A 24988-nucleotide genomic window follows, 5' to 3' on the forward strand; every position below is an offset into this window, starting at 1 on the left:
ACATGAGGGGATTTTGTTATTTGTAAAGCATATCTGCCAGTCGGTTATCACGTTTATAAACATCATCAAAAAACACTACGTTACCGTTTTTATCGGCCCAAGCCGTAAAATAGGTAAGGTATACAGGGATTTTTTCCTTAAGCCTGTATATGTTTTCACTGCTTTTATGCATGGCTGCATCAACCTGTTTTTCGGTCCATCCTCCATCTTTAGAGGTAATGGCTATGGCGAGTTCACGCGCTTTTTGCACTCTCACACATCCGTGACTAAAGGCTCTGTCTTCTTTATTAAACAGGCTTTTTGCCGGAGTATCGTGCAGGTAAATATTATTTGAATTAGGGAACATAAATTTAACCAGTCCCAGTGAGTTGTTTTTACCCGGTTTTTGCCTTACACTCTTACCATTCCATTCCATATTGTGTTGAGCTAGGTAATCAGGGTTTTTGGCAATAGCGGGTTCTATTTCGTTTTTAAGGATACTTGTAGGAACATTCCAGTAAGGGCTAAATGCCAGGTAACTCATTTCCCCGCTAAAAATTACAGTTTTATGCAGTGCCTTACCCACAACCACATTAGATATCAATACTGTATCCTTATCCCTAAAGTAATATAACCTGTAGGATGGGATGTTCACGGCTATATATTCCTTTTCATTGTTTATGGATGACGGTACCCAACGGCAACGTTCCATATTAACGGTAATGGTTTTTATACGTTCTTCCACAGGAACATTAAGCTCTGCAAGTATACTTTTAGTAATGGCCTTGTTCTGGTTTCTGTAATGTACTTTTTCGTACCTGTTTATGGCAGTAAGCAATTCGTCGTCAAATATCTTGTTGCCGGAGTCTTTTTTAAGATAGCCTTCTGTAAAAAGCCTTTTTCTAACTTCGGCCACAGTAACTGATGAATCTCCGGGTTTAAGTGATTTTACACCTTCTTCAAAAGCAATTTTGGTGTTCCAGCCACCGTTCTTTTCAATAGTGCGGTATTTCTCAAGTCCTTTTCTAAGGTTGTAATATCCGGTAAAAACTTCCTCCCTGTCTTTTTTAATTAGCTCAGGTTTTCTCATAAGGGTATCAAGGTAGCTTACATAATCTACCCTGTCACGTGGTAGGTACCAGCCTGTAGCTTCACTTTCTGAAGGATCAAGCCCCTGTAACACGTTTTTAGCGTAATAGAAATACATTGAGCTTACCAGAAGTTCAGACTCCGTATCGGGCTTGCTGTTACCGGCATAAAATAACTGATCTAAACTATCTTTATAAGGTATATTCTTTTTAACGCCTTCCTCTTCAATATTGGATGATAAATGATGTAACACATCGGCAAATTCAATTAGTCCTTTATTATCATGCCATATATAATGATCGTGTTTGCGGTATAGTTTTTTTATATCGCTTTCAAATTTTTTAAAATCAGGATATTTTTTAAAAAAAGCATCAAATTTTGTAGTATCAATAGGAATAATATTATCATGTTCGTGTACATCTGCACGGGCAATTTCTTCTATTTCTTTTTCTTCTTCGGTTTTCTTTTTGCAGGAAAATACTGCCAGTAAGGTTATTACGGTAAATAAGGTTAATAAAAGGGGTCTTTTCATAGTGTTTGAACTTTTTTCTAAAATTAAATAAAAAAGCTATGGAAACCTTTGTTTTAATAAAAATGTAATCTATATTTAACTAATATTTATTGTTTTTTGCTAAAAAAAAATTTATGTTTCTTAAAATTTTAAATATTTAGTAAAATTTTAGTATTTTTTTGAATTTGTGTGCGTATTTTTATGACCTAATGAGGAAAGAGAAAATGTCATGTCTGAGTATACTAACATAGGAAGTCGCATAAGCGTTTCTGCAATAAGGAATTACCTCTTTGCAAAAAAAATTGAGAAAGGTGATTCTGTAGTGCTCAACATTGTAGATTATGAACACCTTGTAGAAGAAATTAAAAAGAAAAGTGAGCCAATAGAAATACCTTTAAACATTTTTGGCGTACTTATTGTTAAAGATAAAAGTGGGAGAGTGCCCATAGGAAAAGTACAGATTGTTGAAGATGACAAAATGTAGTGAGGCTAACAATCTCCATTTAAACAGAAAAAAGCTTCGTAGTAGTGCCCGAAGCTTTTTTTATTTGTGTACCTTGTATTATATAGTGTATCATAGTTAGAGCTGCCCCTCAACAGGCTTAATTATAATGTTATTTGATCATGGATGATTACATTGGGAGGAACATAAAGTTTTTATGTGACAGGTATTCGTTGTCACAAGATGAATTTGGGGCTAAATTCGGACTCAAAAAAAGTGTAATAGGTACATATGTGAGGGGAATTTCTCATCCTAAAATTGATACTATTCAGAAAATTTGCAGTGAATACCAACTCTCTATGGATGATTTTGTAAATCATGATCTTAGTGATAAATACACAGGGCATACCCCAGCATCAGGAATGCAAAAGGTAATGGAAGAGGTTGCTGTATATAAAGCAGAAAACGCTGCACTGCTAAAAACCATAGAAGCTCAAAGGGATACTATTGAGGCGATGCGTGTAACTATTGATACTTTGCTTAAACGATAAATAGCTGTGTAATGAAAGAGAATTTTAAAATAATATTAGCTGCTTTTGAGGAAGCAGGAATGGAAATGGGGCAGGCTCAGTTTAGTATTACAGAGTATTCGCTTAAAACCCGACTTAGTTTTAAATTTGAGCACTTACATGAGTTTTTAGATTTTTTACAGATTGAACCATCATATAACGATGAAAAATCAGATCACATCAAAAATATACTTATAGAAGAGGGAATTAATCCCGATAACTTTTTTTACGTTAACTTTTATAAGACAAAGGTTACCGAACTTTAAAATTTTCAAGAACTGTTAAAGTGAGAAAATTAACCTAAAAAAAAGTTAATAACACATAATAATTTCTAATTTTGCCCGATATAAGTATGTTAACATGTAGACGGATAAACTCAGGTATTTTGAGGGATTGAAAATGAAAATATACTTTTCCCCTCAAAGCCGTATTGGTTATTCTCTACATTTTACTGCTGGCAAAAAAAGAAAAAGAAAATGAAGCTGTTTTCACTGCTGCTGTCTGTTATTATGTTTTTTGTATCACTATACTTTTTTAGTATACAATTAGGTAGTATAGACAGTTTAAACGATGTAATTTATATCTCTCTTTTAGTTACCCTTATGGCTATATGTGTAGTGGGGGTGATTATTAATTGGGATATTTTAAAGAAGAAGAAAAAGAACAAGGAGAACGTTATACTCTTTGTGAGTAATAGTTTTTCAAGAAAAGAAAAAAAGAATAAAAAATAAAAAACTCCGGTATTTTACCGGAGTTTTTTATTTATGTCGTTTTGGGTTATTTACCGTCTTTATCTACAACAGGTCTTTCATCCCTGTTTGCAAGTTCCCAGGCTGTAACAAAAGCTAGCTGAGCTCTTTTTGCCAGTAGGTCGTATTCAATTTTATCGGGCGTATCGGTTGGCTGATGGTAATCAGCATGTACACCGTTAAAGTAAAATATAATAGGGATTCCTTTTTTGGCGAAGTTGTAGTGATCTGACCTGTAATAAAACTGATTAGGGTCATTACGCTCATTATACCTATAATCCAGTTCCAGGTTAACGTATTTTTTGTTTGCTTCTTCGTTTATATTATGCAGGTCGGTACTTAATCTGTCAGATCCGATAACGTACACATAATTACCATCATCTTTATGGTCATCATCCCTACGCCCTATCATATCAATATTAAGGTCGGTTATAGTATTAGCAATAGGAAATAGCGGATGTTCAGAATAGTAACGTGAACCGTGAAGCCCGTGCTCTTCACCTGTAACATGAAGGAATAGGATAGAACGTTTTGGTCCGTGACCGTCTTTTTTAGCTTTCATAAATGCCTGAGCTATTTCTAGCAGGGCTACAGTACCCGATCCGTCATCATCAGCACCATTGTATATCTCTCCGTTTTTCATACCTACGTGGTCGTAGTGAGCAGAGATAATAAGCACTTCTTCAGGCTTTTCGCTACCTTCAATAAATGCCCAAATGTTTTCTGAATCATTAAGTTTAGGGCTAAAAGGCCTTCTCATAAACTCAGACGGTACGGTTTGGTACCAGCCTTCTGCTGCTTTAGGGTACGATATCCCGTTGGCCTTATACTGACTAATAAGGTATTTACCTGCTTTTTTTTGTCCTTCTTCTCCGGTATTACGGCCCTGCATCTCGTCTGATGCTACAATGTAAAGATGTGTTTTTAAATCATCTGCCGTAATGGTATTCATGTATTTGGATACATAATCTTTATTTTTTGTGTTTGTCGACCCGCACGATATTGCAAGGCAGGACAACGAAAGCAGCAATAATTTATTCATAAATATATTTTGGTTTATTAAGAGCTTAAAGATAGGAATTTAATGCAGGTTGTAGAATGAGATTAGCATAAATAAAAATATTAAAAATATAACTGCTATTGAGTTTATAATAAGCATTAATGTACATTTTATAATATTTATGAACCACTTTTCATGGTACATTTTGCGATGTGACCTATATAAATAATAAACAGACCAAAATGCAAACAAAATTGAAAAAATTACACTTGATACCGAGTTAGTAGTATTGCTAACATAATTTATAAAATGACCAAGTGTATCTGTAATCAATATAAGTAATAGTAAAAAAGAAAAATAATGTAAGGTGAAAATGCCATGATCAAAAAAGTACCATCTTTTTTTACCATGAAAAAGCCATAACCAAAATGCAAAAATGGGAAGGTATACAAATAAAGCTTTTGGAAAATTATGGGAAAAAGATTCCTTAAACTTTTCTTCTACTTGTTCAGGAGTGTTGTGACTATATAACTTAATAATTCTTTTTCCTAGTGAACGCTCAAGCTTATTTAATCTTAACTCTTTTGGCTTTATACTTTCAATAGAATCCATTTCTTTAACAGAACTATAGGTCATGGGGTTCTCAATACCTCCTTTTTCAGTACTGAATTTATCCAGCCATACATTTTGCTTAGTATTAATTTTTTCCTCAATATTGACTTCATTGTGAATTGAAACTACATTTTCATGAACATCTGATGTAGTTTCTTCTTCTGATTGACTGCTTTCGGGATAAAGGCTCGGTAAAAAGAAAGTTATAAAGCTTATAAAAATATATAATTTAACCGGAGCAACATATTTTTGTCTGTGCCCCATAAGGTATTCTTTAGTGAGTTTTGCCGGTTTAAATAGTAGATACTTAATGGTTGTCCAAAAAGCACCATCATAATGGGTAAAATCTTCGGCGAAATGTGTAACTAAATGCCAAAAAGATTGTCGTGTTTCAATATTTTTTTGTCCGCATTTAGAGCAATAAGCAATCTCAACTTCATGACCGCAGTTGGCACACTCTCTATCGTCTCTTAAATCATGGTTTGACATAATTCATCATAAGTTGTTTGTTTGGGTGTTAAAACTATAAAAAAAATACAATAAAAAACAAAAAAGCCAAACTTTAAGTTTGGCTCTTAAATGTATTGACTGTATGTTTATAAGCAAAATACTATTTAAGTACTTCTTTCAGGAAAAGCAAGAAATGTTCCCAGCTTCTTTTATCCGCCTTTTCATTATATGCAGCACCCTTTGAGTTATCGTTTCCGGCTTCTTTTTCGGTAAAAGCATGTACGGCACCACTATAGTATACCATTTGCCAGTCGGCATTACTGCCATTCATTTCCTGTTGGAATGACTGTATGTCGCTTTGAGAAACGTATGGATCATCTGCCCCATGTAATACCAATACTTTTGCTGTGATGTTGCTGTTTTCTCTCGAAGCATCTTTACCAAGCCCACCGTGGAAAGAAACAACTCCCTTTACATTAAGATTTCCTCTGGCAGCCTCAAGTGCACCTGTCCCTCCAAAACAATAGCCTATAACAACAATATTATTAGCATCAGCACCTGATTTAATAAGCTGTTCCAGTGCCAGTGTTATTCTTTTTTGATACTCTTTATAATTGGTTTTATAGTGCCCCGACTGTTGTGCGGCTTCGTTAGTATTGGTAGGGTAGTTGCCTTCACCATAAATATCGGCAACAAAGGCATAGTATCCCATACCAGATAGTTTTTGGGCTACTTCTTTAGAGTGGTTGTTTATACCTTTCCAGGCTGGTAATATTAGTATGCCGGGATTATTGTTATTCGGTTTAGAGGGTACAGCCGAAAAACCGTTAAGTTTTTGGTTTCCGTCGTTATACGATACAGGTTTAAGCTGTGCTTGTGAAAAGGTTGTCATACAAAGTGCTATAAAAAGATAAATGGTTTTCATGGTATAATTAGTTTATAAGTAAATATAAAAAAGAAAGCTTTTAGAAACAATTTCTAAAAGCTTTCGGTGAATTAAAGTATTAACCTTAATTTATGCTCTTTGTAACTCGTGTTTACCTTCTTTAATTTCCTCTACCATTTTTTTATTAAAAGCCGGTAGGTCGTTAGGGGTACGGCTTGTTACCAGTCCGTTATCCACAACCACTTCTTCATCCACCCATTCTGCTCCTGCATTAATAAGGTCGGTTTTTACCGATGAGAATGATGTTATTTTCCTTCCGTCTACTACATCGGCCTCAATAAGCATTTGCGGACCGTGGCAAATTGCAGCTACAGGTTTTTTCTGCTCAAAGAAATCTTTTATAAGCTGTACCGCTTTTTTATCTCTTCTTAGTAAATCAGGATTAATAACACCTCCCGGTAATACCAGTGCATGATAATCTGACGCCGAAGCTTCGCTTACAGTGCGGTCTACCTTGAAGTCTTTCCCCCAATTACCGTTTGTCCATGATTTAATGGTGCCACTCTCAGGGCTAACAATCTCAGCTGTCCAGCCCTGTTGCTCCAAATATTCTTTTGGTGATTGTAATTCGCTTTCTTCAAATCCGTTAGTTGCCAGTATGGCTACTCTCTTTTCCATGATTTTTTATCTTTTGATGGTTAGTAAATTATTTTAGTAGTATAAAATTACGCCATCAAAAACGGTCCTTGTTTTAAGGCTGTACTAAAGTTGTGCTAATGTTTGTTAAGTAAGAAAATATTAGTAGTAATTTTAGGATGATTCAATTTAAAATACTGAAAATGAATACTGTTTTTGAATGGGACAGAATATTTTTTAATGATTTGCCTGTCTCTTTTTTACTTGAGGTTGTGTTTAGAACGGTTGTAATGTTCATTATGGTTTTACTAACCCTAAAGCTTACCGGAAAGAGAGGGGTAAAGCAACTTTCGGTTTTTGAGGTGGTAATAATTATTTCGCTTGGAAGTGCTGCCGGTGACCCTATGTTTTATAATGATGTGGGTATTATACCTGCTATAACTGTTTTTGTTTGTATACTCGTTATGTATCGTGTTATAACTGTATTGCTGGGTAAGAGTAAAAAGTTTGAAATTTTTATGGAAGGTAAGGTGCTGTGTTTTGTGGAAGACGGACAGTTTTCTATAAATAACTTTGAAAGGGAAGATATTGCCAAAGATGAGTTTTTTGCCGAGCTCAGGTTAAAGTCAATAGAGCACTTGGGGCAGGTTAAAAATGCTTATATAGAAACAAATGGAGCGATTAGTGTTTACTTTTATGAAGAAGATAATATTAAGTACGGTTTACCCATACGCCCTCAGTTATTTGATTTGAAAAGTACAACCATACCAAAATCAGGGATATATGCCTGTACATTTTGTGCCAACACACAGGAGCTGCAACCTACAACAGCTATTTGTTCGGTTTGCGGGAGGAATGAATGGGTAGAAGCAATACGAACCAAGCGTGTACAATAAAAAAACACTGTTGTGATGGATACAACAGTGTTTTACATGATAGAATTATAGTAAATAATTAACCTCTTGAATTTCTTGAGTCTGTAGATCTTGAAGGAGATGATGTTCTCGCCGGAGAACTGCTCCTTGAAGGTGAGCTCGACCTTACTGCAGGGCTACTGCTTCTTGAAGGAGAAGAACTTCTTATTGACGGGCTACTAGACCTTGAGGGTGAACTCGATCTTACTGCCGGAGAACTGCTCCTTGAAGGCGATGAACTTCTTATTGTAGAAGAACTGTTATTGCTTGAAGGCGAACTTCTCCTTACAGATTGTGAGTTATTTCTCGAAGGGGTAGCATCAAAACTTCTTGTTGAAGATGATGAAGGTGTAGACCTTACAGTATTACTGTTACCGTTTGTTCTTGATGGGGCAGTAGTGGTTCTTGTATTATCGTTACCTCTGGTAGAAGGTGAAGTAATTGCCGAACCTCTTGAAGGTGTTGTTACCCTTACATTTCCGTTATTATCTGTCCTTGCGGAGTTTAAGCTTCTTCCTCTGTTATAATTACTGTCCTGAGATACGCGGGATGGGTTAGAGTAAGAATTTCTTGCTGATGTTGAAGCTGAACGTTGTACTCGTGAGCTTTCCCTTGTTTGTTCCAGCGCATATCTGTTAGTAGCATTTGTTCTGCTTGTAAATGAACGGTTAGGATGCTGTCTCTCATAAGCGTTACTTCTCCTTGTGTTATACATAGCTACCGCTCTTGAGCTTCTTCTTGTACTTACATAGTTGTAAGTATTGTTTACGTTAATGTGTACGTGAATATTGTTTCTGTATCTGTACACAGGACACGGAGCCCAGTAGCTATAGTAAGTAGGGTAATAACCCCAATACCATGGCGAATAGTACGGACGGTATGATACTGCCCAAAATACATCAAATATTACCGGTCTTGAAACATATACAGGTTCATATATATAGTTAGAACCATACATGTAAACATCACCCACTACCTGTACCTGTACGTTATTTCCGCTTCTTTCCACTTCAATAGTGGCAATATCCTGATAAGTATCTATGCCCAGTACGGCCTGCAGTATAATTAAGTGTGTATTGCTTTGTGTTGCTTCAACCACCCTAAGGTAGTCTACATAGTTGTCACCATTAAGGTCAAGGTTAGATATTCTGGCATCAGGATCGTTAATTCTTCTTTCAAAGTCTTCAAGATCGGCCGATTCTCCAAAAATAGAGGCAACCGCCCTAAGGTCTAAGTTATCGCTTATATCGGTACTGTTAGCCCTGACGGTGGTAACGTCCTGAGCGAAAATTTGATTTACAGAAAGTAAAACAAAAAGGGCTATATGTAATATTCTCGTTTTCATAGTCTCAAAGTATTTATTTGCCCAAAAAATTAATTTTTTGTTGTTTGATTATAAATAACCAATTACTGTGCCAATAATTTTTTATACCTTTATGCTACCGTGAAAAACCCTTTATTTATAGGGGTTTTAAATAAATTGCACTTAATATGGAAATTGTAAAAGCCGGCTTTGGTGACTATAATTTAGTTCACACATTGGCCGAAAAAGTTTGGCCACAAACATATAAAAATATTCTTACTCAGGACCAAATAACCTATATGTTTGAAATGATGTATAGTCAAGATGCTTATAATGAGCAAATTGAAAAAAAAGGTCATGAGTTTTTACTTGTAAGAGATGATAGCGGTTATTTAGGCTTTGCCTCTTATGAGCTAAATTATGATAATAAGCCTATAACAAAAGTGCATAAAATATATGTACTGCCCCAAACACAGGGTAAAGGAGCCGGGCGAGCCCTTATTGATAAGATATCACAAATTGCTACAGATAATAATAATACTGTTGTATCATTAAACGTAAACAGATATAATTCTGCTATAGGTTTTTATGAAAAAATAGGCTTTGTTAAGGCAGGACAGGAAGATATTGATATAGGTAACGGTTATCTTATGGAAGACTATATAATGCAAAAAGCAGTGTAATTACACTGCTTTTTTATTTTATTGCCTGTATTTGCTCTCCATACTACGGAGAGCTGTTATGGGGAGCACTTTCACTTCCTTTTCGGTTTCTTTTTCCTCTATATATACGGCATAATCCGCAGGCTTAATGTCTGAACCTATATGCTCTGAATATGCCTTGGTAAATTCGGCTCCCATATATAATATAGCTGCCGAGAAATATACCCACAACAATATCACTATTATGGATCCGGCTGCTCCATAAGGAGATCCGGCTGCTGTAGTTTCAATGTATAAACCTATGAGATAACGCCCCAGCATGAAAAGGCAGGCGGTAAAAAATGCACCAACTCTTACATCTTTCCATGAAATTTGAGCATCGGGAAGTACTTTGAATATTACTCCGAATAGAACGGTTATTACCCCGAAGTTGATAAGTATATCGGCGCCGTTAACTAATATAACGGCTATTTGCGGGAAGTAAGCTCTTATAGTATCACTTAATGCCAGTAACACACCGTTAACCAGTAATGATACTATTAACAGGAATCCAAGCCCTATAATTACTGAACCTGAAAGTAATCGGTTTTTAATAAGTTTTAGCCATCCTTTTTTAGGTTTTGCTTTTAGTTTCCATATCATATTGATGGAGTCCTGTATTTCATTAAACACCGTTGTGGCACCTATAATAAGGGTAACAGCTCCCACAATCATAGATATATTGGTTTTACCGGATAATTCAAGATTCTGAATGATGTTTTGTATCTGTGAAGCTGCTTCACTGCCTATGAGTCCGTTAATTTCAGCAAAAACTTTACCTTCTACAGCTTCCTTACCAAAAAACAGTCCGGTTAATGATATTATAAGTAAAAGTAGCGGAGCTAACGAAAAAACCGTATAATAGGATAGCGAGGCACTAAGTTTTAGCCCTTTATCCTGCATAAAGCCGGCAAATGTATCCTTTATAACTTTTATAATAGGTTTCATGAGTTTTCTTTTAGAATATGCAATCATGGTTAGGTGTGTTTGTTGTGTGACTAAGTTATTAAGCCTGTTTTTTAAATGCTATAATATTAACATTCTTATAAGGAACTTAGATAATTAAAAAACACTTTTTAAGTGTAAATTTTAACCTACACTTTAAAAACCCAAAGTTTTCATAAATCTTACAATTTAAGGCAATTACGTATTGTTACTAATTTTTTAAGCAGTAAATTTATAGTACTTATATAAGTAAGTAAAAACTTATATAAAGCATGTACTATCACAAAAAATAGCATCTATGAGAATTGTAATTATTGGCGGAGGTTTTGCAGGTATTAATTTAGCCGATAAACTCGCCGGGAATGAGAACTTTAAGGTAACACTGGTAGATAAGAATAACTATAATTTTTTCCCACCACTTATATATCAGGTAGCTACGGCTTATTTAGAACCTTCGAGTATAAGTTATCCGTTCAGGAAACTTTTCAGAAAAAAGAAAAACATACGGTTTCGTCTTGCCGAGTTCCAGTCGGTTAACCTTGCCGAGAATAAAGTAATACTAAGCAACGGCGAACTGGAATATGATAAGCTTGTTTTTGCTACAGGAGCAGAGAGTAACTATTTCGGAATGGAAAACGTACAGAAAAATGCTATTCCGATGAAAACGCTTAATGATGCCATTGAAATGCGTAATAAATTACTACAGCGCATGGAAAAGGCTGCCATTTGCAAAAACAGTAAGGAACGCCGCAAATACCTTACTATTGTTGTAGCCGGTGGCGGACCAACAGGTGTAGAGGTATCGGGTATGTTTGCCGAAATGCGTAATGGTATTTTACGTAAGGAATACCCAGAACTCTCTACAACAGTAAGTAATATCTATCTTGTTGATGGCGGACCTAACTTGTTAGGGCCTATGAGTAAGGCTTCACAACAGGATACGCTTGACGCTCTTACCAAACTAGGGGTTATTGTTAAACTGAATACCCGTGTTACTGATTATGTTGATGATGTAGTGCACTTTGCTGACGGACAAACCATAACTACCAAAAATCTTATTTGGGCGGCGGGTGTATCGGCAATGGTATTCGAAGGGCTTCCGCAGGAATGTTATGGTAGAGGCAGAAGAATGTTAGTAGACGGACATAATAAAGTACAGGGTACCGAAAATGTATATGCTTTAGGAGATACCTGTATAATGCTTAATGTTGATAAAGCTTTCCCAGATGGGCACCCGCAATTAGCACAAACAGCCATACAGCAGGGGGTACACCTTGCAGAAAACTTTAAAAGGGAATTAAAAGGAGAAGCATTAAAACCTTTTAAATACAATGATAAGGGATCTATGGCTATTATTGGTAAAAACAAAGCTGTTGTAGATTTACCTAAACCTGTTATGCACTTTAAGGGCTTTATAGCATGGTTAATGTGGCTGTTTATTCATCTTATGTCGCTTATAGGCTACCGTAACAGGTTTGCCACGGCATGGAACTGGATGATTGCCTATTTCTCCCAAGACCAATCATTACGTATGATTATAAGGCCTAATAAACGAAAAAAGGCTGTTAATTAGATAGTAACAGCAACAAATAAAGGGAGTATCTCAAAAATGTCATTCTGAATGTAACGCAGTGAAATGAAGAATCTCAAACTATTTTTAGAAGAGATTTTTCCTATCGTCAAAATGACAAAGCGTAATCATTAGTATTTTTGAGATATTCCCTTTTTAATTATTTGTATATCATATATTTTAATCACAAAGAAAATGTATCTTATCCATTCTTTCTATTTATCTATGAATAAAGGGATGCATGTGAATTATAGCCATTTTTTTTCACTTTCTGTTGCGTCGAGTATATCGATGTCTAAAGCAAGTTTAAAATGTTCTGCCACTTTAAAAGCATCCTCTTTATTGTTTGTTTTATAAAAAGTGATATGCTTGTTTCTGTTATAAAATAAATTAAGTAGTATTACTTCTGATGAAGTAGTAGCTTCTGCAGTTACCACACGTACAGTTTGATTTTCCTTAGTTCTGAATACCGAAACATATTCAAAGGCCGGTATAGATTTCCAGTTGCCAATGGTTATTCCAAAAACAGACCTTATTGTTCTGTATTGTTTTGATGTAAGGTTTATTTCAGAGCCTTCTTTAGTAGTAAGGCCTACACCTAATACTATCATAATCACTCCCATAATAATATCTCCGGTAACAAAAAGTACAAGTCCTAAAAGCACTAACGCATATCCGAAAACAGTTTTAGCTACAGGGGCTTTTTTAGTGTAAGTAATAATATTATCCATTTGTGTTTATATTTTATATTATGCATTTCCGTTAACTTCAAGGTCAAATAGTTCTCCTGTATCAAGGTTATACTTTACATTCCAGTAAAAACTTCCTCCGTCAGCTACTGTTATCCTGTCTTTAAGCCATAACTTTTTGGCCATTTTATCTATGTTCTTCCAAAAGCAGTTGATGATTAATATACGATTACCATTTTCGTCTATATAACCGAAGTACTGCCTAAGATATTTGTTTAGGTTTTTATGTATTACAGGAGAGTCTGACTGATGTGTTAACAGATAGTTTAGTTTTTCCAGTTTTGTATGTAACGCCAATTCGGCTTCTATTATATTCTCATGAGTAGGGGTAAACCTTTTTTCAGGAAGTAACTCTTTGTAAGTTTCCGGGAAAATAGCAACATCAAACTCTTTTGTTTTATAATGTTCTGCTTCCTGAGAAAAGCAAAAAGTAGTAAATAGTATGAAGTAAAGTAAAAATCCTTTCATTATTTCCCGTGGGTTATTCTTAAAATTTTTCCTGTTCTGTCATCTATTATACATAGAAAAGTACCTCCTCTAAATCCTGTTTGAAGAGTGCCGTTTATTACCCAATAATTATCAATATGGTGTATTTCGTAAGGGTGTTGCTTTATAATATTTTCTTTTGTGTATAAGCCAAAAAGTATTGGCTCTGCAACACCTATCGCAGTTATAGAGTCTTTAATTATAATATTTTTACCATTAACTACATTATGATTGTTATCGTTTAAAGCCTCCTGTAACTCTTGTTTGGCATGATCTATACCCAAGAGGATACGGTCATCAGGTTGTTCCTGACCGGTAATAAACAGAGTGAACATAAAGAATAAATCGTATTTCATATAGTTGGTTAATATACAAATATATAAAACTAGAAAGGATAGCCAATAGCAAGATTAAATACAAGGTTATCTTTACGCCAGGTTTTACTGCCCATTTTTACATCGTCTATAACCCATTCGTACCTGTTAGTATTGTAATTAAGGTTTCTTATAGGGAAGGCGCCATCCAAACGAAGTACAAGAAAATCAAGATCGAGCCTTAAACCCAAACCGGTACCTACTGCAAGCTGATCCATAAAACTGGAAGTGAACTCTCCGCCGGGTTTATCATCTTTTTTGTTCCAAAGCCATACATTACCGGCATCTACAAATACGGCTCCGTGAATAATACTGTATAGCTTAGCCCTGTATTCCAGATTTAGTTCCAGTTTTATATCACCCGATTGATCGGGTAGGAAAGTACCTTCAAGGGGCTGACCGTTCTGATCTTTAGCATAATATACCCCGGGACCTACAGATCGTGCCCTGAATGCCCTTAAACTATTTGTACCTCCCGAGAAAAACTGACGTATATAAGGCAATTCTGTAGAGTTACCATAAGGGACACCTACACCTGCAATAACACGGGCAGCAAGTTTTGAATCCCTACCCAAACGCATATAATACCTAAACTCGTGTTCGGTTTTGGTGTATTGGCTAAATGGTACTCCCAGTATACTGATTGTATCTCCCTTTTTTACATTTGCACCTGTTACCAAACCGGTTAACGTACCTGCTACTTCTACAGAGCCTTTGTAATATATGGTATGTTTTTTATATCTGCGGTTGGTATTGGTAAAAGTGTAGGAGTAGGAAGGAGCAATGATAAGCTGTTTATCTATTACTCTTTGCAGCGAGGGGATAGAGTCAGCCTGTTGCTGATATTCATTAGTAACGTTATTCGGACTAACATAGTTTATATCAAACACATTAAGCTGATGTTCTTTTGTGGCATCTTCCTTCCATAAGTAACTAAACTGTGACCTGAATGAGTTTAAGGCGTACAAATGAATCCTTTTTTGGTATTCATAGTTTATCAAGGCTCTTGTTTTAGGTACAAAGGCACCAGGAGAATGTACCGGAAACGGAGTGATAAATCGTGGCCAGACCAAACTTGTTTCTCCACCTACACGGTATACGTTATACCCTTTGTTCTGTCCGCCCATTTGTACTTCCAGTCCGCCAAAGGCAGAAATACTCAAAAGCTCGGCTCCCTTAAATGTATTACGGTTACTCCAGTTAACAGTTAATTCAGAACCGTTATAGTTAGCCGAATTGGTTTTTGCCGAGAGCTCTGTTCTAATCGACTTTTTAGGCATAGGGGTAAGGTAGTAATAGGCATCAAGAGTGTTTTGTAAGGAATCGTTTACCTTAAATTCATTTTTTACAAACCTGAATATGCCCAAACTTATTAACCTGCTAAGTGAAAGGTTATGGTCATTCCTGTTATATAGATCTCCTTTGTGGAAGTAAAGTGTACGGTCGTATATAAGAGGTTTAAAAGTGTTATTCGGATCTATTATGGTAAAGTCCTTATATTGCTGTATAGAGTCGGTAAGACTTGTTTTTACCCTAATAGTATCCCTGCTATCGTTAAGGGAATAGTTTGGATAAATGTATATATTATTTATAGTATACTGCCTTTGGGCTTTTTCAGGAGTTTCCTTTTTTACTATTACTTTCATATCTACCTGATGGTCGCCCACGGTACTATCGGCCTTTACCAGTATATAATCAGGGTTAAAAAAGTAATATCCCTTTTGTTTAAGGCGTTGATCTATACGGTCCCGCTCGTCTTTAATAACATCAAGGTCATAAGGGCGGCCTTTTCTAAGTCGGGTTCTGCGTTTGGTTCTTGCTACAGCGCTGTCCAGTTGTGTAGACGCCGAATCTTTAGGGAACTCTACGTTACGTATTTTATATTGCCATTTTGGTTTTATAGTATAAATAGCCTTAGCTTTTTTATTTCCTGATGAGGTAGAGTCGGCTGATGTCCTTGCCTTAAAGTAACCATTATTTTCGGCATGGCTTTGTAATACATCGGCATTGTAGTCCATATCTACCTGACCGAACAATACCGGAGGTTCACCTACTTTGTTACGTAGCCAATATCTAAAGCCTTTATCCTTTTTAGGTTCTCCGGCTATGTTGTATAGGTATAGTTTTATTTTAAGTCCCAAAAACGACCTGTTTGGCTTTGGCCTTGCCAGTTCTTCCATTTGTGCCTCGAGGTCTTTACGTTCACGCCTGGACATAGTAGTGTCTTCCACTTTAACCTCGGCTCCTGTATACAGCATTTCCCCGTCCTGCAGGTAACGGGTATTACTACAGCTATAAATGATAAGCAATAGAAAAATAAAGATTATATATTTTGATGTTTTACTCATTATTCTCCTTTTTGACAGCTCTTTTATCTCTGGCTTCGCGTTTTTCACGTTCTTCCTGTTCTTTTTCTTCCTGTTTTTGGCGTTCCCTCAATTCTTTTTCCCTGCGTCTTATTTCTTTTTCTTCCTCTGTCCTGTGGAACAATTCCCTGAATTTATTGTAATCCATGGTGATAATAAATGCAACACCGGTTTCGACTACCTGTCCCTGTACGGCTACCTGATATTCGTCTTTCCTGTAAGCTCTAACCATGTAACGGCCATCTTTAGTAAGCTGATAGTCTAACGATACATCTCCGGCAATATTAGTAGTTTCTTCATTAGCCTGTTGAGGTCCCTCCAAACCAAAGCTACTCCCTACGGTTACTTTAAGTCTGTCGTTTAAAAGCTCTTTAGAAACACCAACATTAAGATCGGTTCTGTTTTCACGTTGTCCTGTAGTATAATCTTCGGTTGATTCCAAGTCGAAATTAAGTTCAAATCCGTTTATAAGGTCTCCGGCAATATTATTAAGCTGTTGGGAAAGCAGTTTGCTCACACTTTGTCTTGCAATAGCTTCGGTACTTGTACCTGCTTCACTTGAAAACGGATTCTCATTGATAAAATGGTTTAAAAGCAACAGGGCAAATACCTGTTTATTGAGTTCAGAAGATTGCTGACGTAACTGTGCCAGCTTTGTTTTTGTATTATTGATAATGTCAGATGAAACACCATAATTGCCATCAGGTAATATAATATCAAAAGATATTTCAGGTTTAAGGAGTTCGCCCTCCATTTTAAGTACTGTTTGAAAAGGTATCTTTTGTTTATAGGTATTCCTGATAGAGGAGGAGGCCGTTGCCAGTTCATCGCCTAACAGGTCAATAGGGGCAGCTTCCACTTCATAAATAGCAGTAATGTCAATAGTAGCTTCGGTAGGTTCGCCAGTCCATAAAATATAACTGTTTTTTTGAATATCAAACTTCCTTTTCAGGAAGTTGAACGACATCCTGTAAGCTCCGTCATTAAACTCATAACGTCCTGTAAGAGTTGTTTTACCGGAAGGGTCTATACCGCCGTTTAGTTTGGCATCGCCCATTAGTTCCAGGTAATCCCCATTTCCTTTATCTATTATCAGGTTAAGTTCGGCCTCTTTGTTTACCTGTATCGCTACCGATACATCCATGCCTAATACATCGCTTTGGTTTACGGTCTCTTCAATCTTAAGGCGTTGTTCTAAAGCTACATTGTCTTCATCTACAAATTCCACAACTCCCTCTCTATCAGCAATACCGGGATCTGACTGTGGGAGTACTACCGTAAAATCAGTATTCTCATCTATATTTATGCTACCGTCTATTACAGGGGTTTCTAAAGTACCCTTAATGTTGAGGTGAGTATCAAAGTATAGTGTACCGTAATAAAAGTCGTTATCCTTTTCGGTAGAGTTAACCGCCTTAAAGTTTTCGGCATCCACTGTCATCCCGAAATTGTAATCGGTATAATCAGTAGTGGTTATCTTACCGTTAAGTATCATCAGGTTTTTATCCTCATCTTCAATACTAAAGTCGTTAAATGTAATGGCATTATCATTTATCGTGATATTATCGTTTATTGAATTGAAGTAGGAGTTAAGTTGTGTAACCCTGAAACCTACATCATTAAAATCTAATGTCCCGTTTACAATAGGTTTTGCGATAGTCCCTGTAACCTTAAAATCACCCGACAGATAACCATTACCTTCTTTAAGTGCCCCGAAGGTAAAAGCCTGTACACTGGTCATGTTCAGTTTTTCCATATTCAAGTTAAGGTCAAACGACTTAGAAGTTGAGGTATAAGTTCCGTTTAGGTTTACTTCGTTACCGTTACCTGTAATGTTTACATCGGCATTATAAACGTTAGAAACCGTATTGTCTACCTTGATTTTTATATCTCCTACGGTATCCTTACTTATGGCAAAGTTTTCAACACTAAGGTTTGAAATAAATACCGGGTTAGTAGTAATATCACGCAGTTCGGCTTCACCATTAAGAGTACCACTTAGTTTTAGCTCTTCTTTTTGTATCATGTTTGTAATGGTTTCAATTTTAAAATTGTCCAGTTTAACATTTAACGGAGCATTAGGCACGTCTTCTTTAGATTGTAGTTTTATAGTACTGTTCTCGTTGCTTATTTCACACAGGTTGGCATAAATACCATTTTTACCAAAGCGTATTACATTATCAGGGTTTACATCCCATAAATTGTAGTTAAGCCTCAAGCCTTCGGGGTAAAGGGAGATTTCGGTATTATCACCTTTAGATCTTACTTCACCCGATACCAAATAATGTTCTTCGTCCTTATTATCCAGAACCTGCAGATGATAGGTTAAGGTGTCGTTTTTTAACCTACCTGTAATGCTTGTATGAGGTACTATAAACTGTTCATTTTGTACTTCATCTATTACTATATTGTAGGTGAGGCTATCTTTTTGTGTAGAAATGTCTATAGTACCACCCGAAATGGTATTGGAACCATAAACTAAACGCGGAATAGAACCTTTAATACTAAGGCTGTCTATGCCACTCCTGTAAGAAGCGGTTAGTTCTACAGGCTCAATACGGGTTATTTCAGGAATAAGTTTTGTGATAATAGGGTCGTTGTCAATCCTAAGCTTTAAATCAAAGTTTTGTTCTTCACTTACTTTTTTATGTTCTCCCGAGTTTATATCATAATACTTCGAGATAGTATTTGTTATTGCATTTGCGAGTTCTGCAGGGTTATATTTCCCTACTATAGATGCATCAATAATTTGAGAGCTAAGCCTTATTGAATCTTTCTCCGGTGATGATACTGCAAACAGTTTAACCGAATCAAGTATAATCTCTTCTCTTGGTGTTACTACTATAAAATCATACAGGTTTACCTTACCGTTTAGGTTGGCAGGATTGGAGTCAGTTATATAGGCATCCAAACTACCACGCATTTTTAAAGGCCCCGCATGGAGGTTAAGCTTATCGAGATCTATCAGGTCGGCATTAATTTTAATTGTTCCGTTGGGATAATTACCATCAAAACCACCATTAGCCACAATGTCAAAATCAAGGTTAGGATCTTTCATAGTTGCGGTAGCATCAAACTTACCATGGTTAACAGTACCTTTTACCTTAAGATCTTTATACAGGTAGCTGTTATATTCTGCAGCTATTATATTAGCATCTACTTTTGCATTGGCTGTTTGCATATTAAGCCCTTTACCTTTAACTGTAGCTTTAAGACTTAATTTCCCGATAGAATCATTTTTTAACAGCCTTCCTAAATCAAAATCGGTAAGCTCGGCATCGGCATCATAAACTTCTGCATCTTTATTTCGCCTGTCAAATACAGCTTTTACATTGGCTTTGCCATAACTACTGTTTAGGTTAAAGTCGGCATCAAAATTTTCAAGGGTTCCTTTAAACCTGGCTTTTGCAGTAAGCTCTTTAGGGAGTTGTATGTTACTGGGTAAAGTACCTTCCGGAAGGAAAAGGGCAATATCATCGGCTGTTGAGGTAAACTCCCTTACATCCATATCAAAATAAGCCTTTTCAATATCGGGTAGTCCCGTTATTTTTCCACTGGCGACGATAACAGTACTGCCTACACCTCTTATTTCAAGGTTAGGGATAGACAGATTATTCACCCTGCCATTAACCTTACTGTTAATGTACATAACTCCGTTAGGGTCACTTTTAAACGGATTGGTATCAGCTAGAGTAGGGACAAACAGCAATATATCCTTAAAGCCGATGTGGCTGCCTTTAATATCGGCATCCACAGCCATTTGCCCTATGTTATCATTAAGAGATTCAAGGGAAGGATAACTCACAATGATTTTATCCTTTACTTCTGTTTGTGGGGTTTTTAAGTATAAGCCGGTTAAACTTGCACCTTTATTGGTATAGATGAAATTAGTGGTAAGTTTTTCAACGTTTACTCCGCTTTTATCCTTAACGGTAAACGACTGTATATTTCCTATAATACTATCGGTAGAATAGGAAAGATTCTTAGCTTCCAGATTAAAATTACTAATATCAAGATGTTTGTAGTCAATGCCTTTTGCTACCGGAGCCGAATTATTGTCATCAAAACGGAAGTTTACATCTGTAATAGCTGTTTCATTAAGCCTGAATTTCCAGTCGTTTGATGAGGTTGTTTCGTTTTCCGCAGCGGTCTTTTGTATTGTTTTGCCCAAAACTAGTTCACCTCTTAAACCGTTTATCTCAAGGTTATCCAAATCAATATTCTGCTCGTCTAAATCAAAATCATTTACATTAGTGATTAGGTTATCAAGTGTAAGTTTTGTGTCAAGTTTATTGTCGTTATTTTGATATTTAACATCTATATTAGCAATGTTAATATTCTTTAAGGTAAGCTTTAGGTTAGGATATTCAATGTTTTTATTAATAGCGTTTTGAGTGTCATTTAAAACCTTTTCTATATTGCCTTGTATTAAGGTTAATTTAAGTCCGTCAAGGTTAATTTCAGGGATATCAAAATCCATTTCATCCAAATCAAATTTCCTGAATTTGGTATCAAAATGAGTCATGTTGGCGCTAATATCATTTTTAGAAATTTCGTCCTTAAAGGTTACCCTAATCCTGTCCAGCTTTATATCTTTAACCGATATTTTCATTGGTGCTGCAGTAGTGTCTTTTGGCTCGTTTGTTGCAAAAGCATCAATTATGTAATCAAAATTAAAAACAGAATCCTTATCCCTGCTAACATTGGCAACTATTCCCTCAAGGTTTACCGAGTTAATCTCGAGTTCATTTTTAAGCAGTTTGAACAGACTTACATCAACTGAAAGCTTTTCACCTGCTAACAGCGTATCGCCTTGCTGGTCTTCAAAGTAAACACCTTCCAGTATTATTTTTTTTGGAAGCCCTATTTCTATTTTGTTTACATCTACATCGGTACCTATTTTCTTTTCAAGATAGGTAACTGCTTTGTCCTTAATTATGTTTTGGAAATAGGGGATTTGTATAAGTAGGACAATGAGAAGAAATAGCCCTATTAATGAGCCTATTATCCAAAGTATAACCTTTATACCCTTTCGTATATATTTTTTGTACTGTTGCTTCATTATATCACCCTAAAAGTAGGACAATTTGAACAGTATAATTTTAAAGTTTTGCTAAAATACTTACAAAAACAGCCATTTGTAAGGTTTTGTGTTCAATTCTTATACTTCTATGGAATCAATCTCTACAGCTTGGCCCGGTTGCAAATCTCCCAGTACTATTTTACCTATGCGCACCCTTACCAGTCGTAATGTAGGAAAACCAACAGCCGATGTCATTTTTCTTACCTGCCTGAACTTGCCCTCGGTAACTGTTATACTAACCCATGATGTTGGCCCGTGGCGCTCATCCCTTATTTTTTTACCGCGTTCAGGTAAATTTGGAACTTCATTTAAACGGAACGCCTTGCAGGGTAGGGTAGTATATTTTTTTCCTTTAAAGCCAATCTCTACTCCGTTTTCTAACTGGTTTACAGCTTCATCGGTTATCAGTCCGTCAACCTGAGCGTAGTATTCTTTTTCAACTTTTTTACTTCTAACCACTTCACTCATCCAGCCATCTGTAGTAAGTATTAGTAAGCCTTCGGAGTCTTCATCAAGCCGACCTATAGCCATAGTACCCTCAGGAAAATCATGTAATTCTCCCAAAAGTTTCTTGTTTCGTTTAAGGTTATAGATAAACTGACTTAAGTATCCGAATGGCTTATAAAGTAAAAAATGATGATGCATAGCAAAAGTTTGTGCAAATGTAAAAAACTCTTAAAATATTTTGTGTAACCAAATGGTTTCTTATATTTGTAACCGAAAGGTTACTTATTTTTAATTCAAAAAACGAACGACATGAAACCAACTCAATTAGAAATTCAGTGCTCAATGCAAATTTTAAAGCCAGTACACAAAGTGTTTGAGGCTATAGTAAATCCGGAACAGATGACTAATTATTTTATAAGCAAGAGTTCGGGAAGAATGGAAGAAGGGAAAAAACTTATTTGGAATTTCCCTGAAATTAAAGCGGATGTCCCTGTAAAAGTAGATAAGGTTATAAAGGATGAATATATCTCTTATTACTGGGAAAACGGTGAAAGTACCCAACTTGTTGAGATGAGTTTAAAACCTTATAAAGATGGAACTACAATTGTAACAGTTACCGAAAAGGGTATGGAAAATAATGAGGCTGGTATAAAATGGCTTAAGGGAAATACCGAAGGGTGGGCTAATTTCCTTGCCTGTCTTAAAGCATGGATGGAGTATGGTGTACACTTGCGTAAAGGTGCTTTTGATTACCGATTTGATAAAAAATAATTACAGAATATAAAAGCGAACACAACATAAATGAGAAGAGATGTATTTCAGGCTATTGCCGATCCTACAAGAAGGGAAATTATTAATCTTTTAGCCCAAAACGAGCTTAACCTTAATGCTGTGGCCGATAATTTTGAGATTAGCCGTCCTGCCGTATCAAAGCATATAAAAATACTTACCGAATGCGGACTGATAGTGATTAAGCAGCAGGGTAGGGAGCGTTACTGCCGGGCCGAACTGAAAAAGCTTAAAGAAGTATCCGAATGGACTAATCGCTACAGGGAGTTTTGGAATGAAAAACTGGATGCTTTAGGTAGCTTCCTTGAAGATGAACAAACTAAATCAAAATAAATTAATTATGGAAACAACAACTAAACCATTGGTAATGGAGCGTACATATAATGCTTCAGTTGAAAGGGTATGGAGTGCCATTACCGATATGGAAAAAATGAGACAATGGTATTTTAACCTTGAATCTTTTGAAGCCAAGGTAGGCTTCAAATTTCAGTTTGCTGCATCATGTGACGACAAAGAGGTTTACGTACATCTTTGTGAGGTAACAGAGGTGGAGGAAGGCAAAAAGATTACCTATAGCTGGAAATATGAAGACAGAGAAGGTATATCTTACGTAACATGGGAACTTTTGCCTGAAGGGAATAAAACCAAACTGATATTAACTCACAGAGGACTGGAAACATTTCCTGCTCACGAGAATTTTACAAGAGATTCTTTCAATGGAGGATGGACTCACTTTTTGGGAACTTTACAGGATTACGTGGAAAACAATTGAAAAAAGAAACCGGCTTTATGCCGGTTTTTATTTTTCCAGTATTACGGTCATTCCCTGTCCGCCCGCAGCACAAACAGATATAAACCCTTTACCTGATCCTTTTTCATGCAGTAGCTTTGCCATGGTTGCGAGTATACGACCTCCTGTTGCTGCAAAAGGGTGTCCTGCCGCAAGGCTGCTTCCGTTTACATTAAGCTTGCTTTTGTCTATAGCGCCTAAATTTTGAATCAAACCAAACTCTTTTGTAAGCTCTGGGCTTTCCCAAATTTTTAGGGTAGCCAGTACCTGTGCTGCAAAAGCCTCATGTATTTCATAGAAATCAAAGTCCTGTAGTTTCATACCTGCTTTTTGCAGCATTCTTGGTGCTGCATAAATAGAAGAGAGGAGTAGGTTTTGTTTGTTTTGCACATACTCAATAGCTGCCATCTCAGCATGTGTTATATAAGCCAGTATAGGTAGATTATTTTGTTTAGCCCATTCTTCACTTGCTAATAGAATACAGGAAGCACCATCAGTTAGGGGAGAAGAGTTCCCTGCTGTAAGGCTACCGTTTTCTTTATCAAAAGCCGGGCGAAGTTTTGCCAGTTTTTCTATTGAAGTATCCCTTCGTAGATTATTGTCTATTGTGAGTCCGTTATAGGGAGTTATCATATCATCAAAAAAACCTCTGTCGGCTGCAGCAGCCATTTTTTGATGACTGGATAATGAAAAAGCATCCTGTTCCTCACGGGATATTTTATAGTGCTTAGCAGTATATTCAGTATGCCCGCCCATTGAAAGACCTGTACCGGGTTCTATATTCATTGGAGCGATAGGAGCGAAGTCCTTAAGTTTTATACTAAATAGTTTTTTTATTTTGTCGAAAGAAGATTTACTTCGCCTCACAGATAAAAGAATATTCCTGATATGTTCATTTAGTACTAATGGTACATTACTGGTAGAATCTACACCTCCTGCTATACCACATTCCAGTTGTCCTAAAGCTATTTTGTTTGCTATATATACAGCCGATTCTATCCCTGTGTTACAGGCCTGTTCAATATCACATGCAGGGGTTTTAGGATCAAGTGTAGTAGACAGGACACATTGTCGCATTAGGTTAATTTCCCAACTATGTTTGATAACTGCCCCACCAGCAACTTCGCCTAGCAACTTACCGGATAGGCTATATTTTTTAATAAGCCCGTTTAAAGCCGCTACCATCATATCTTTGTTACCTGCATTTACATAAGCTGTGTTTTGCCTTGCAAAAGGGATTCTGTTATAGCCTACAATAGCTACTTTTCTTATCTGATTATCTGTAAGCATAATCGTTTGATTTTGTTATACTAATTTACGAATAATACTTCATCGGGATAATAAAAAAGCGGCCAATAAATGGCCGCTTTAAAAATTATAGGTGGTTTTGTTAAGTCCTTATTATTTCTTCACGATAATAAACTCAGATCGTCTGTTTTGAGCATGTTGCTCTTCGGTACATTTGTCTTTACAGTCAACAAGTGGTTCGCTCTCACCATATCCCTGTCCGGAGATACGCTCCTTAGCGATACCTTTTGAGATGACATA

The 24988-nt window shown here is 36.3% G+C and carries 25 protein-coding genes; 10 read left to right on the forward strand and 15 right to left on the reverse strand.

Annotated features, from left to right (window positions below; genetic code table 11):
* Positions 1 to 16 precede the first annotated feature (16 nt).
* Positions 17 to 1600 (reverse strand): L,D-transpeptidase family protein, encoded by a 1584-nt coding sequence (locus tag ABS768_RS14920; RefSeq protein WP_408075749.1) that lies wholly within the window; start codon positions 1598 to 1600, stop codon positions 17 to 19.
* Between the two features lie 208 nt (positions 1601 to 1808).
* On the opposite strand from ABS768_RS14920, the gene ABS768_RS14925 reads away from it, so the two are divergent.
* The 4 genes from ABS768_RS14925 to ABS768_RS14940 all read left to right on the forward strand — a co-directional run bounded on the left by ABS768_RS14925 (position 1809) and on the right by ABS768_RS14940 (position 3321).
* Positions 1809 to 2063, forward strand: coding sequence for a hypothetical protein (locus ABS768_RS14925; protein ID WP_408075750.1), 255 nt, complete (start codon positions 1809 to 1811; stop codon positions 2061 to 2063).
* 140 nt (positions 2064 to 2203) lie between these two features.
* Complete coding sequence (locus ABS768_RS14930; protein WP_408075751.1) at positions 2204 to 2572, forward strand: helix-turn-helix domain-containing protein; 369 nt, start codon at positions 2204 to 2206, stop codon at positions 2570 to 2572.
* 11 nt (positions 2573 to 2583) lie between these two features.
* Positions 2584 to 2856, forward strand: a complete 273-nt coding sequence (locus tag ABS768_RS14935) for a hypothetical protein (RefSeq protein ID WP_408075752.1) — start codon at positions 2584 to 2586, stop codon at positions 2854 to 2856.
* Positions 2857 to 3066: 210 nt separating this feature from the next.
* Positions 3067 to 3321, forward strand: a complete 255-nt coding sequence (locus ABS768_RS14940; protein ID WP_035133732.1) for a hypothetical protein — start codon at positions 3067 to 3069, stop codon at positions 3319 to 3321.
* A gap of 46 nt (positions 3322 to 3367) precedes the next feature.
* Here ABS768_RS14940 and ABS768_RS14945 read toward each other — a convergent pair whose 3' ends face one another.
* The 4 genes from ABS768_RS14945 to ABS768_RS14960 all read right to left on the reverse strand — a co-directional run bounded on the left by ABS768_RS14945 (position 3368) and on the right by ABS768_RS14960 (position 6965).
* Entirely contained in the window at positions 3368 to 4381 is a 1014-nt protein-coding gene (locus tag ABS768_RS14945) for a M28 family metallopeptidase (protein WP_408075753.1), read from the reverse strand.
* Positions 4382 to 4420: 39 nt separating this feature from the next.
* Positions 4421 to 5440: a DUF3667 domain-containing protein gene (locus ABS768_RS14950; RefSeq protein ID WP_408075754.1), complete on the reverse strand. Its 1020-nt coding sequence runs from the start codon at positions 5438 to 5440 to the stop codon at positions 4421 to 4423.
* A gap of 121 nt (positions 5441 to 5561) precedes the next feature.
* On the reverse strand, positions 5562 to 6326 hold the full coding sequence (locus tag ABS768_RS14955) for a dienelactone hydrolase family protein (protein WP_408075755.1): 765 nt from the start codon (positions 6324 to 6326) through the stop codon (positions 5562 to 5564).
* Positions 6327 to 6416: 90 nt separating this feature from the next.
* Positions 6417 to 6965: a type 1 glutamine amidotransferase domain-containing protein gene (locus tag ABS768_RS14960; protein WP_408075756.1), complete on the reverse strand. Its 549-nt coding sequence runs from the start codon at positions 6963 to 6965 to the stop codon at positions 6417 to 6419.
* A 161-nt stretch (positions 6966 to 7126) separates the two neighbouring features.
* Here ABS768_RS14960 and ABS768_RS14965 point away from each other — a divergent pair, with 161 nt between their 5' ends.
* Entirely contained in the window at positions 7127 to 7819 is a 693-nt protein-coding gene (locus ABS768_RS14965) for a DUF421 domain-containing protein (protein WP_408075757.1), read from the forward strand.
* Positions 7820 to 7877: 58 nt separating this feature from the next.
* Here the strand turns inward: ABS768_RS14965 and ABS768_RS14970 are convergent, their stop codons facing one another.
* Positions 7878 to 9182, reverse strand: a complete 1305-nt coding sequence (locus ABS768_RS14970; protein WP_408075758.1) for a hypothetical protein — start codon at positions 9180 to 9182, stop codon at positions 7878 to 7880.
* Positions 9183 to 9328: 146 nt separating this feature from the next.
* Between ABS768_RS14970 and ABS768_RS14975 the strand changes: the two genes are divergently transcribed.
* A complete protein-coding gene (locus ABS768_RS14975) occupies positions 9329 to 9823 on the forward strand; it encodes a GNAT family N-acetyltransferase (protein ID WP_408075759.1) in 495 nt (164 codons plus the stop codon).
* Positions 9824 to 9841: 18 nt separating this feature from the next.
* Here the strand turns inward: ABS768_RS14975 and ABS768_RS14980 are convergent, their stop codons facing one another.
* Positions 9842 to 10789, reverse strand: coding sequence for a YihY/virulence factor BrkB family protein (locus ABS768_RS14980; RefSeq protein WP_408075760.1), 948 nt, complete (start codon positions 10787 to 10789; stop codon positions 9842 to 9844).
* A 295-nt stretch (positions 10790 to 11084) separates the two neighbouring features.
* On the opposite strand from ABS768_RS14980, the gene ABS768_RS14985 reads away from it, so the two are divergent.
* Positions 11085 to 12359: an NAD(P)/FAD-dependent oxidoreductase gene (locus ABS768_RS14985; protein WP_408075761.1), complete on the forward strand. Its 1275-nt coding sequence runs from the start codon at positions 11085 to 11087 to the stop codon at positions 12357 to 12359.
* Positions 12360 to 12604: 245 nt separating this feature from the next.
* Here ABS768_RS14985 and ABS768_RS14990 read toward each other — a convergent pair whose 3' ends face one another.
* The 6 genes from ABS768_RS14990 to ABS768_RS15015 form a co-directional block, all read right to left on the reverse strand.
* Entirely contained in the window at positions 12605 to 13087 is a 483-nt protein-coding gene (locus ABS768_RS14990) for a hypothetical protein (protein ID WP_408075762.1), read from the reverse strand.
* Positions 13088 to 13105: 18 nt separating this feature from the next.
* A complete protein-coding gene (locus ABS768_RS14995) occupies positions 13106 to 13573 on the reverse strand; it encodes a hypothetical protein (RefSeq protein WP_408075763.1) in 468 nt (155 codons plus the stop codon).
* The gene (locus ABS768_RS15000) at positions 13573 to 13947 is read right to left on the reverse strand and encodes an NTF2 fold immunity protein (protein ID WP_408075764.1); all 375 of its coding nucleotides are present in this window, start codon (positions 13945 to 13947) and stop codon (positions 13573 to 13575) included. Before ABS768_RS15000 ends, ABS768_RS14995 begins: the two co-directional genes overlap by 1 nt.
* Before the next feature lie 29 nt (positions 13948 to 13976).
* Positions 13977 to 16313, reverse strand: a complete 2337-nt coding sequence (gene tamL, locus ABS768_RS15005) for a translocation and assembly module lipoprotein TamL (protein ID WP_408075765.1) — start codon at positions 16311 to 16313, stop codon at positions 13977 to 13979.
* The gene (locus ABS768_RS15010) at positions 16306 to 21393 is read right to left on the reverse strand and encodes a translocation/assembly module TamB domain-containing protein (protein WP_408075766.1); all 5088 of its coding nucleotides are present in this window, start codon (positions 21391 to 21393) and stop codon (positions 16306 to 16308) included. The genes tamL and ABS768_RS15010 overlap by 8 nt, the downstream gene beginning before the upstream one ends.
* A 99-nt stretch (positions 21394 to 21492) precedes the next feature.
* Entirely contained in the window at positions 21493 to 22059 is a 567-nt protein-coding gene (locus ABS768_RS15015; RefSeq protein ID WP_408075767.1) for a pseudouridine synthase, read from the reverse strand.
* A gap of 111 nt (positions 22060 to 22170) precedes the next feature.
* On the opposite strand from ABS768_RS15015, the gene ABS768_RS15020 reads away from it, so the two are divergent.
* From ABS768_RS15020 to ABS768_RS15030, 3 genes are read left to right on the forward strand one after another with little or no spacing between them, the layout of a single operon-like run.
* Complete coding sequence (locus ABS768_RS15020) at positions 22171 to 22632, forward strand: SRPBCC domain-containing protein (protein WP_408075768.1); 462 nt, start codon at positions 22171 to 22173, stop codon at positions 22630 to 22632.
* Between the two features lie 30 nt (positions 22633 to 22662).
* A complete protein-coding gene (locus ABS768_RS15025; protein ID WP_408075769.1) occupies positions 22663 to 22983 on the forward strand; it encodes an ArsR/SmtB family transcription factor in 321 nt (106 codons plus the stop codon).
* A 7-nt stretch (positions 22984 to 22990) separates the two neighbouring features.
* Complete coding sequence (locus ABS768_RS15030) at positions 22991 to 23422, forward strand: SRPBCC family protein (protein WP_408075770.1); 432 nt, start codon at positions 22991 to 22993, stop codon at positions 23420 to 23422.
* 27 nt (positions 23423 to 23449) lie between these two features.
* Here the strand turns inward: ABS768_RS15030 and ABS768_RS15035 are convergent, their stop codons facing one another.
* On the reverse strand, positions 23450 to 24730 hold the full coding sequence (locus ABS768_RS15035; RefSeq protein ID WP_408075771.1) for an acetyl-CoA C-acetyltransferase: 1281 nt from the start codon (positions 24728 to 24730) through the stop codon (positions 23450 to 23452).
* 111 nt (positions 24731 to 24841) lie between these two features.
* The coding region (locus ABS768_RS15040; protein ID WP_408075774.1) for an OmpA family protein at positions 24842 to 24988 on the reverse strand (147 nt) is incomplete at its 5' end.

The organism is Flavobacterium rhizophilum, assembly GCF_046000485.1.
In the GTDB taxonomy this organism is placed as follows: domain Bacteria; phylum Bacteroidota; class Bacteroidia; order Flavobacteriales; family Flavobacteriaceae; genus Flavobacterium; species Flavobacterium rhizophilum.

Excerpts from the sequence above, each read along its gene's own strand:
- ABS768_RS14920 (WP_408075749.1), bottom strand. The coding sequence starts at position 1,600 with ATGAAAAGACCCCTTTTATTAACCTTATTTACCGTAATAACCTTACTG.
- ABS768_RS14925 (WP_408075750.1), top strand. The coding sequence starts at position 1,809 with ATGTCTGAGTATACTAACATAGGAAGTCGCATAAGCGTTTCTGCAATA.
- ABS768_RS14930 (WP_408075751.1), top strand. The coding sequence starts at position 2,204 with ATGGATGATTACATTGGGAGGAACATAAAGTTTTTATGTGACAGGTAT.
- ABS768_RS14935 (WP_408075752.1), top strand. The coding sequence starts at position 2,584 with ATGAAAGAGAATTTTAAAATAATATTAGCTGCTTTTGAGGAAGCAGGA.
- ABS768_RS14940 (WP_035133732.1), top strand. The coding sequence starts at position 3,067 with ATGAAGCTGTTTTCACTGCTGCTGTCTGTTATTATGTTTTTTGTATCA.
- ABS768_RS14945 (WP_408075753.1), bottom strand. The coding sequence starts at position 4,381 with ATGAATAAATTATTGCTGCTTTCGTTGTCCTGCCTTGCAATATCGTGC.
- ABS768_RS14950 (WP_408075754.1), bottom strand. The coding sequence starts at position 5,440 with ATGTCAAACCATGATTTAAGAGACGATAGAGAGTGTGCCAACTGCGGT.
- ABS768_RS14955 (WP_408075755.1), bottom strand. The coding sequence starts at position 6,326 with ATGAAAACCATTTATCTTTTTATAGCACTTTGTATGACAACCTTTTCA.
- ABS768_RS14960 (WP_408075756.1), bottom strand. The coding sequence starts at position 6,965 with ATGGAAAAGAGAGTAGCCATACTGGCAACTAACGGATTTGAAGAAAGC.
- ABS768_RS14965 (WP_408075757.1), top strand. The coding sequence starts at position 7,127 with ATGAATACTGTTTTTGAATGGGACAGAATATTTTTTAATGATTTGCCT.
- ABS768_RS14970 (WP_408075758.1), bottom strand. The coding sequence starts at position 9,182 with ATGAAAACGAGAATATTACATATAGCCCTTTTTGTTTTACTTTCTGTA.
- ABS768_RS14975 (WP_408075759.1), top strand. The coding sequence starts at position 9,329 with ATGGAAATTGTAAAAGCCGGCTTTGGTGACTATAATTTAGTTCACACA.
- ABS768_RS14980 (WP_408075760.1), bottom strand. The coding sequence starts at position 10,789 with ATGAAACCTATTATAAAAGTTATAAAGGATACATTTGCCGGCTTTATG.
- ABS768_RS14985 (WP_408075761.1), top strand. The coding sequence starts at position 11,085 with ATGAGAATTGTAATTATTGGCGGAGGTTTTGCAGGTATTAATTTAGCC.
- ABS768_RS14990 (WP_408075762.1), bottom strand. The coding sequence starts at position 13,087 with ATGGATAATATTATTACTTACACTAAAAAAGCCCCTGTAGCTAAAACT.
- ABS768_RS14995 (WP_408075763.1), bottom strand. The coding sequence starts at position 13,573 with ATGAAAGGATTTTTACTTTACTTCATACTATTTACTACTTTTTGCTTT.
- ABS768_RS15000 (WP_408075764.1), bottom strand. The coding sequence starts at position 13,947 with ATGAAATACGATTTATTCTTTATGTTCACTCTGTTTATTACCGGTCAG.
- tamL (WP_408075765.1), bottom strand. The coding sequence starts at position 16,313 with ATGAGTAAAACATCAAAATATATAATCTTTATTTTTCTATTGCTTATC.
- ABS768_RS15010 (WP_408075766.1), bottom strand. The coding sequence starts at position 21,393 with ATGAAGCAACAGTACAAAAAATATATACGAAAGGGTATAAAGGTTATA.
- ABS768_RS15015 (WP_408075767.1), bottom strand. The coding sequence starts at position 22,059 with ATGCATCATCATTTTTTACTTTATAAGCCATTCGGATACTTAAGTCAG.
- ABS768_RS15020 (WP_408075768.1), top strand. The coding sequence starts at position 22,171 with ATGAAACCAACTCAATTAGAAATTCAGTGCTCAATGCAAATTTTAAAG.
- ABS768_RS15025 (WP_408075769.1), top strand. The coding sequence starts at position 22,663 with ATGAGAAGAGATGTATTTCAGGCTATTGCCGATCCTACAAGAAGGGAA.
- ABS768_RS15030 (WP_408075770.1), top strand. The coding sequence starts at position 22,991 with ATGGAAACAACAACTAAACCATTGGTAATGGAGCGTACATATAATGCT.
- ABS768_RS15035 (WP_408075771.1), bottom strand. The coding sequence starts at position 24,730 with ATGCTTACAGATAATCAGATAAGAAAAGTAGCTATTGTAGGCTATAAC.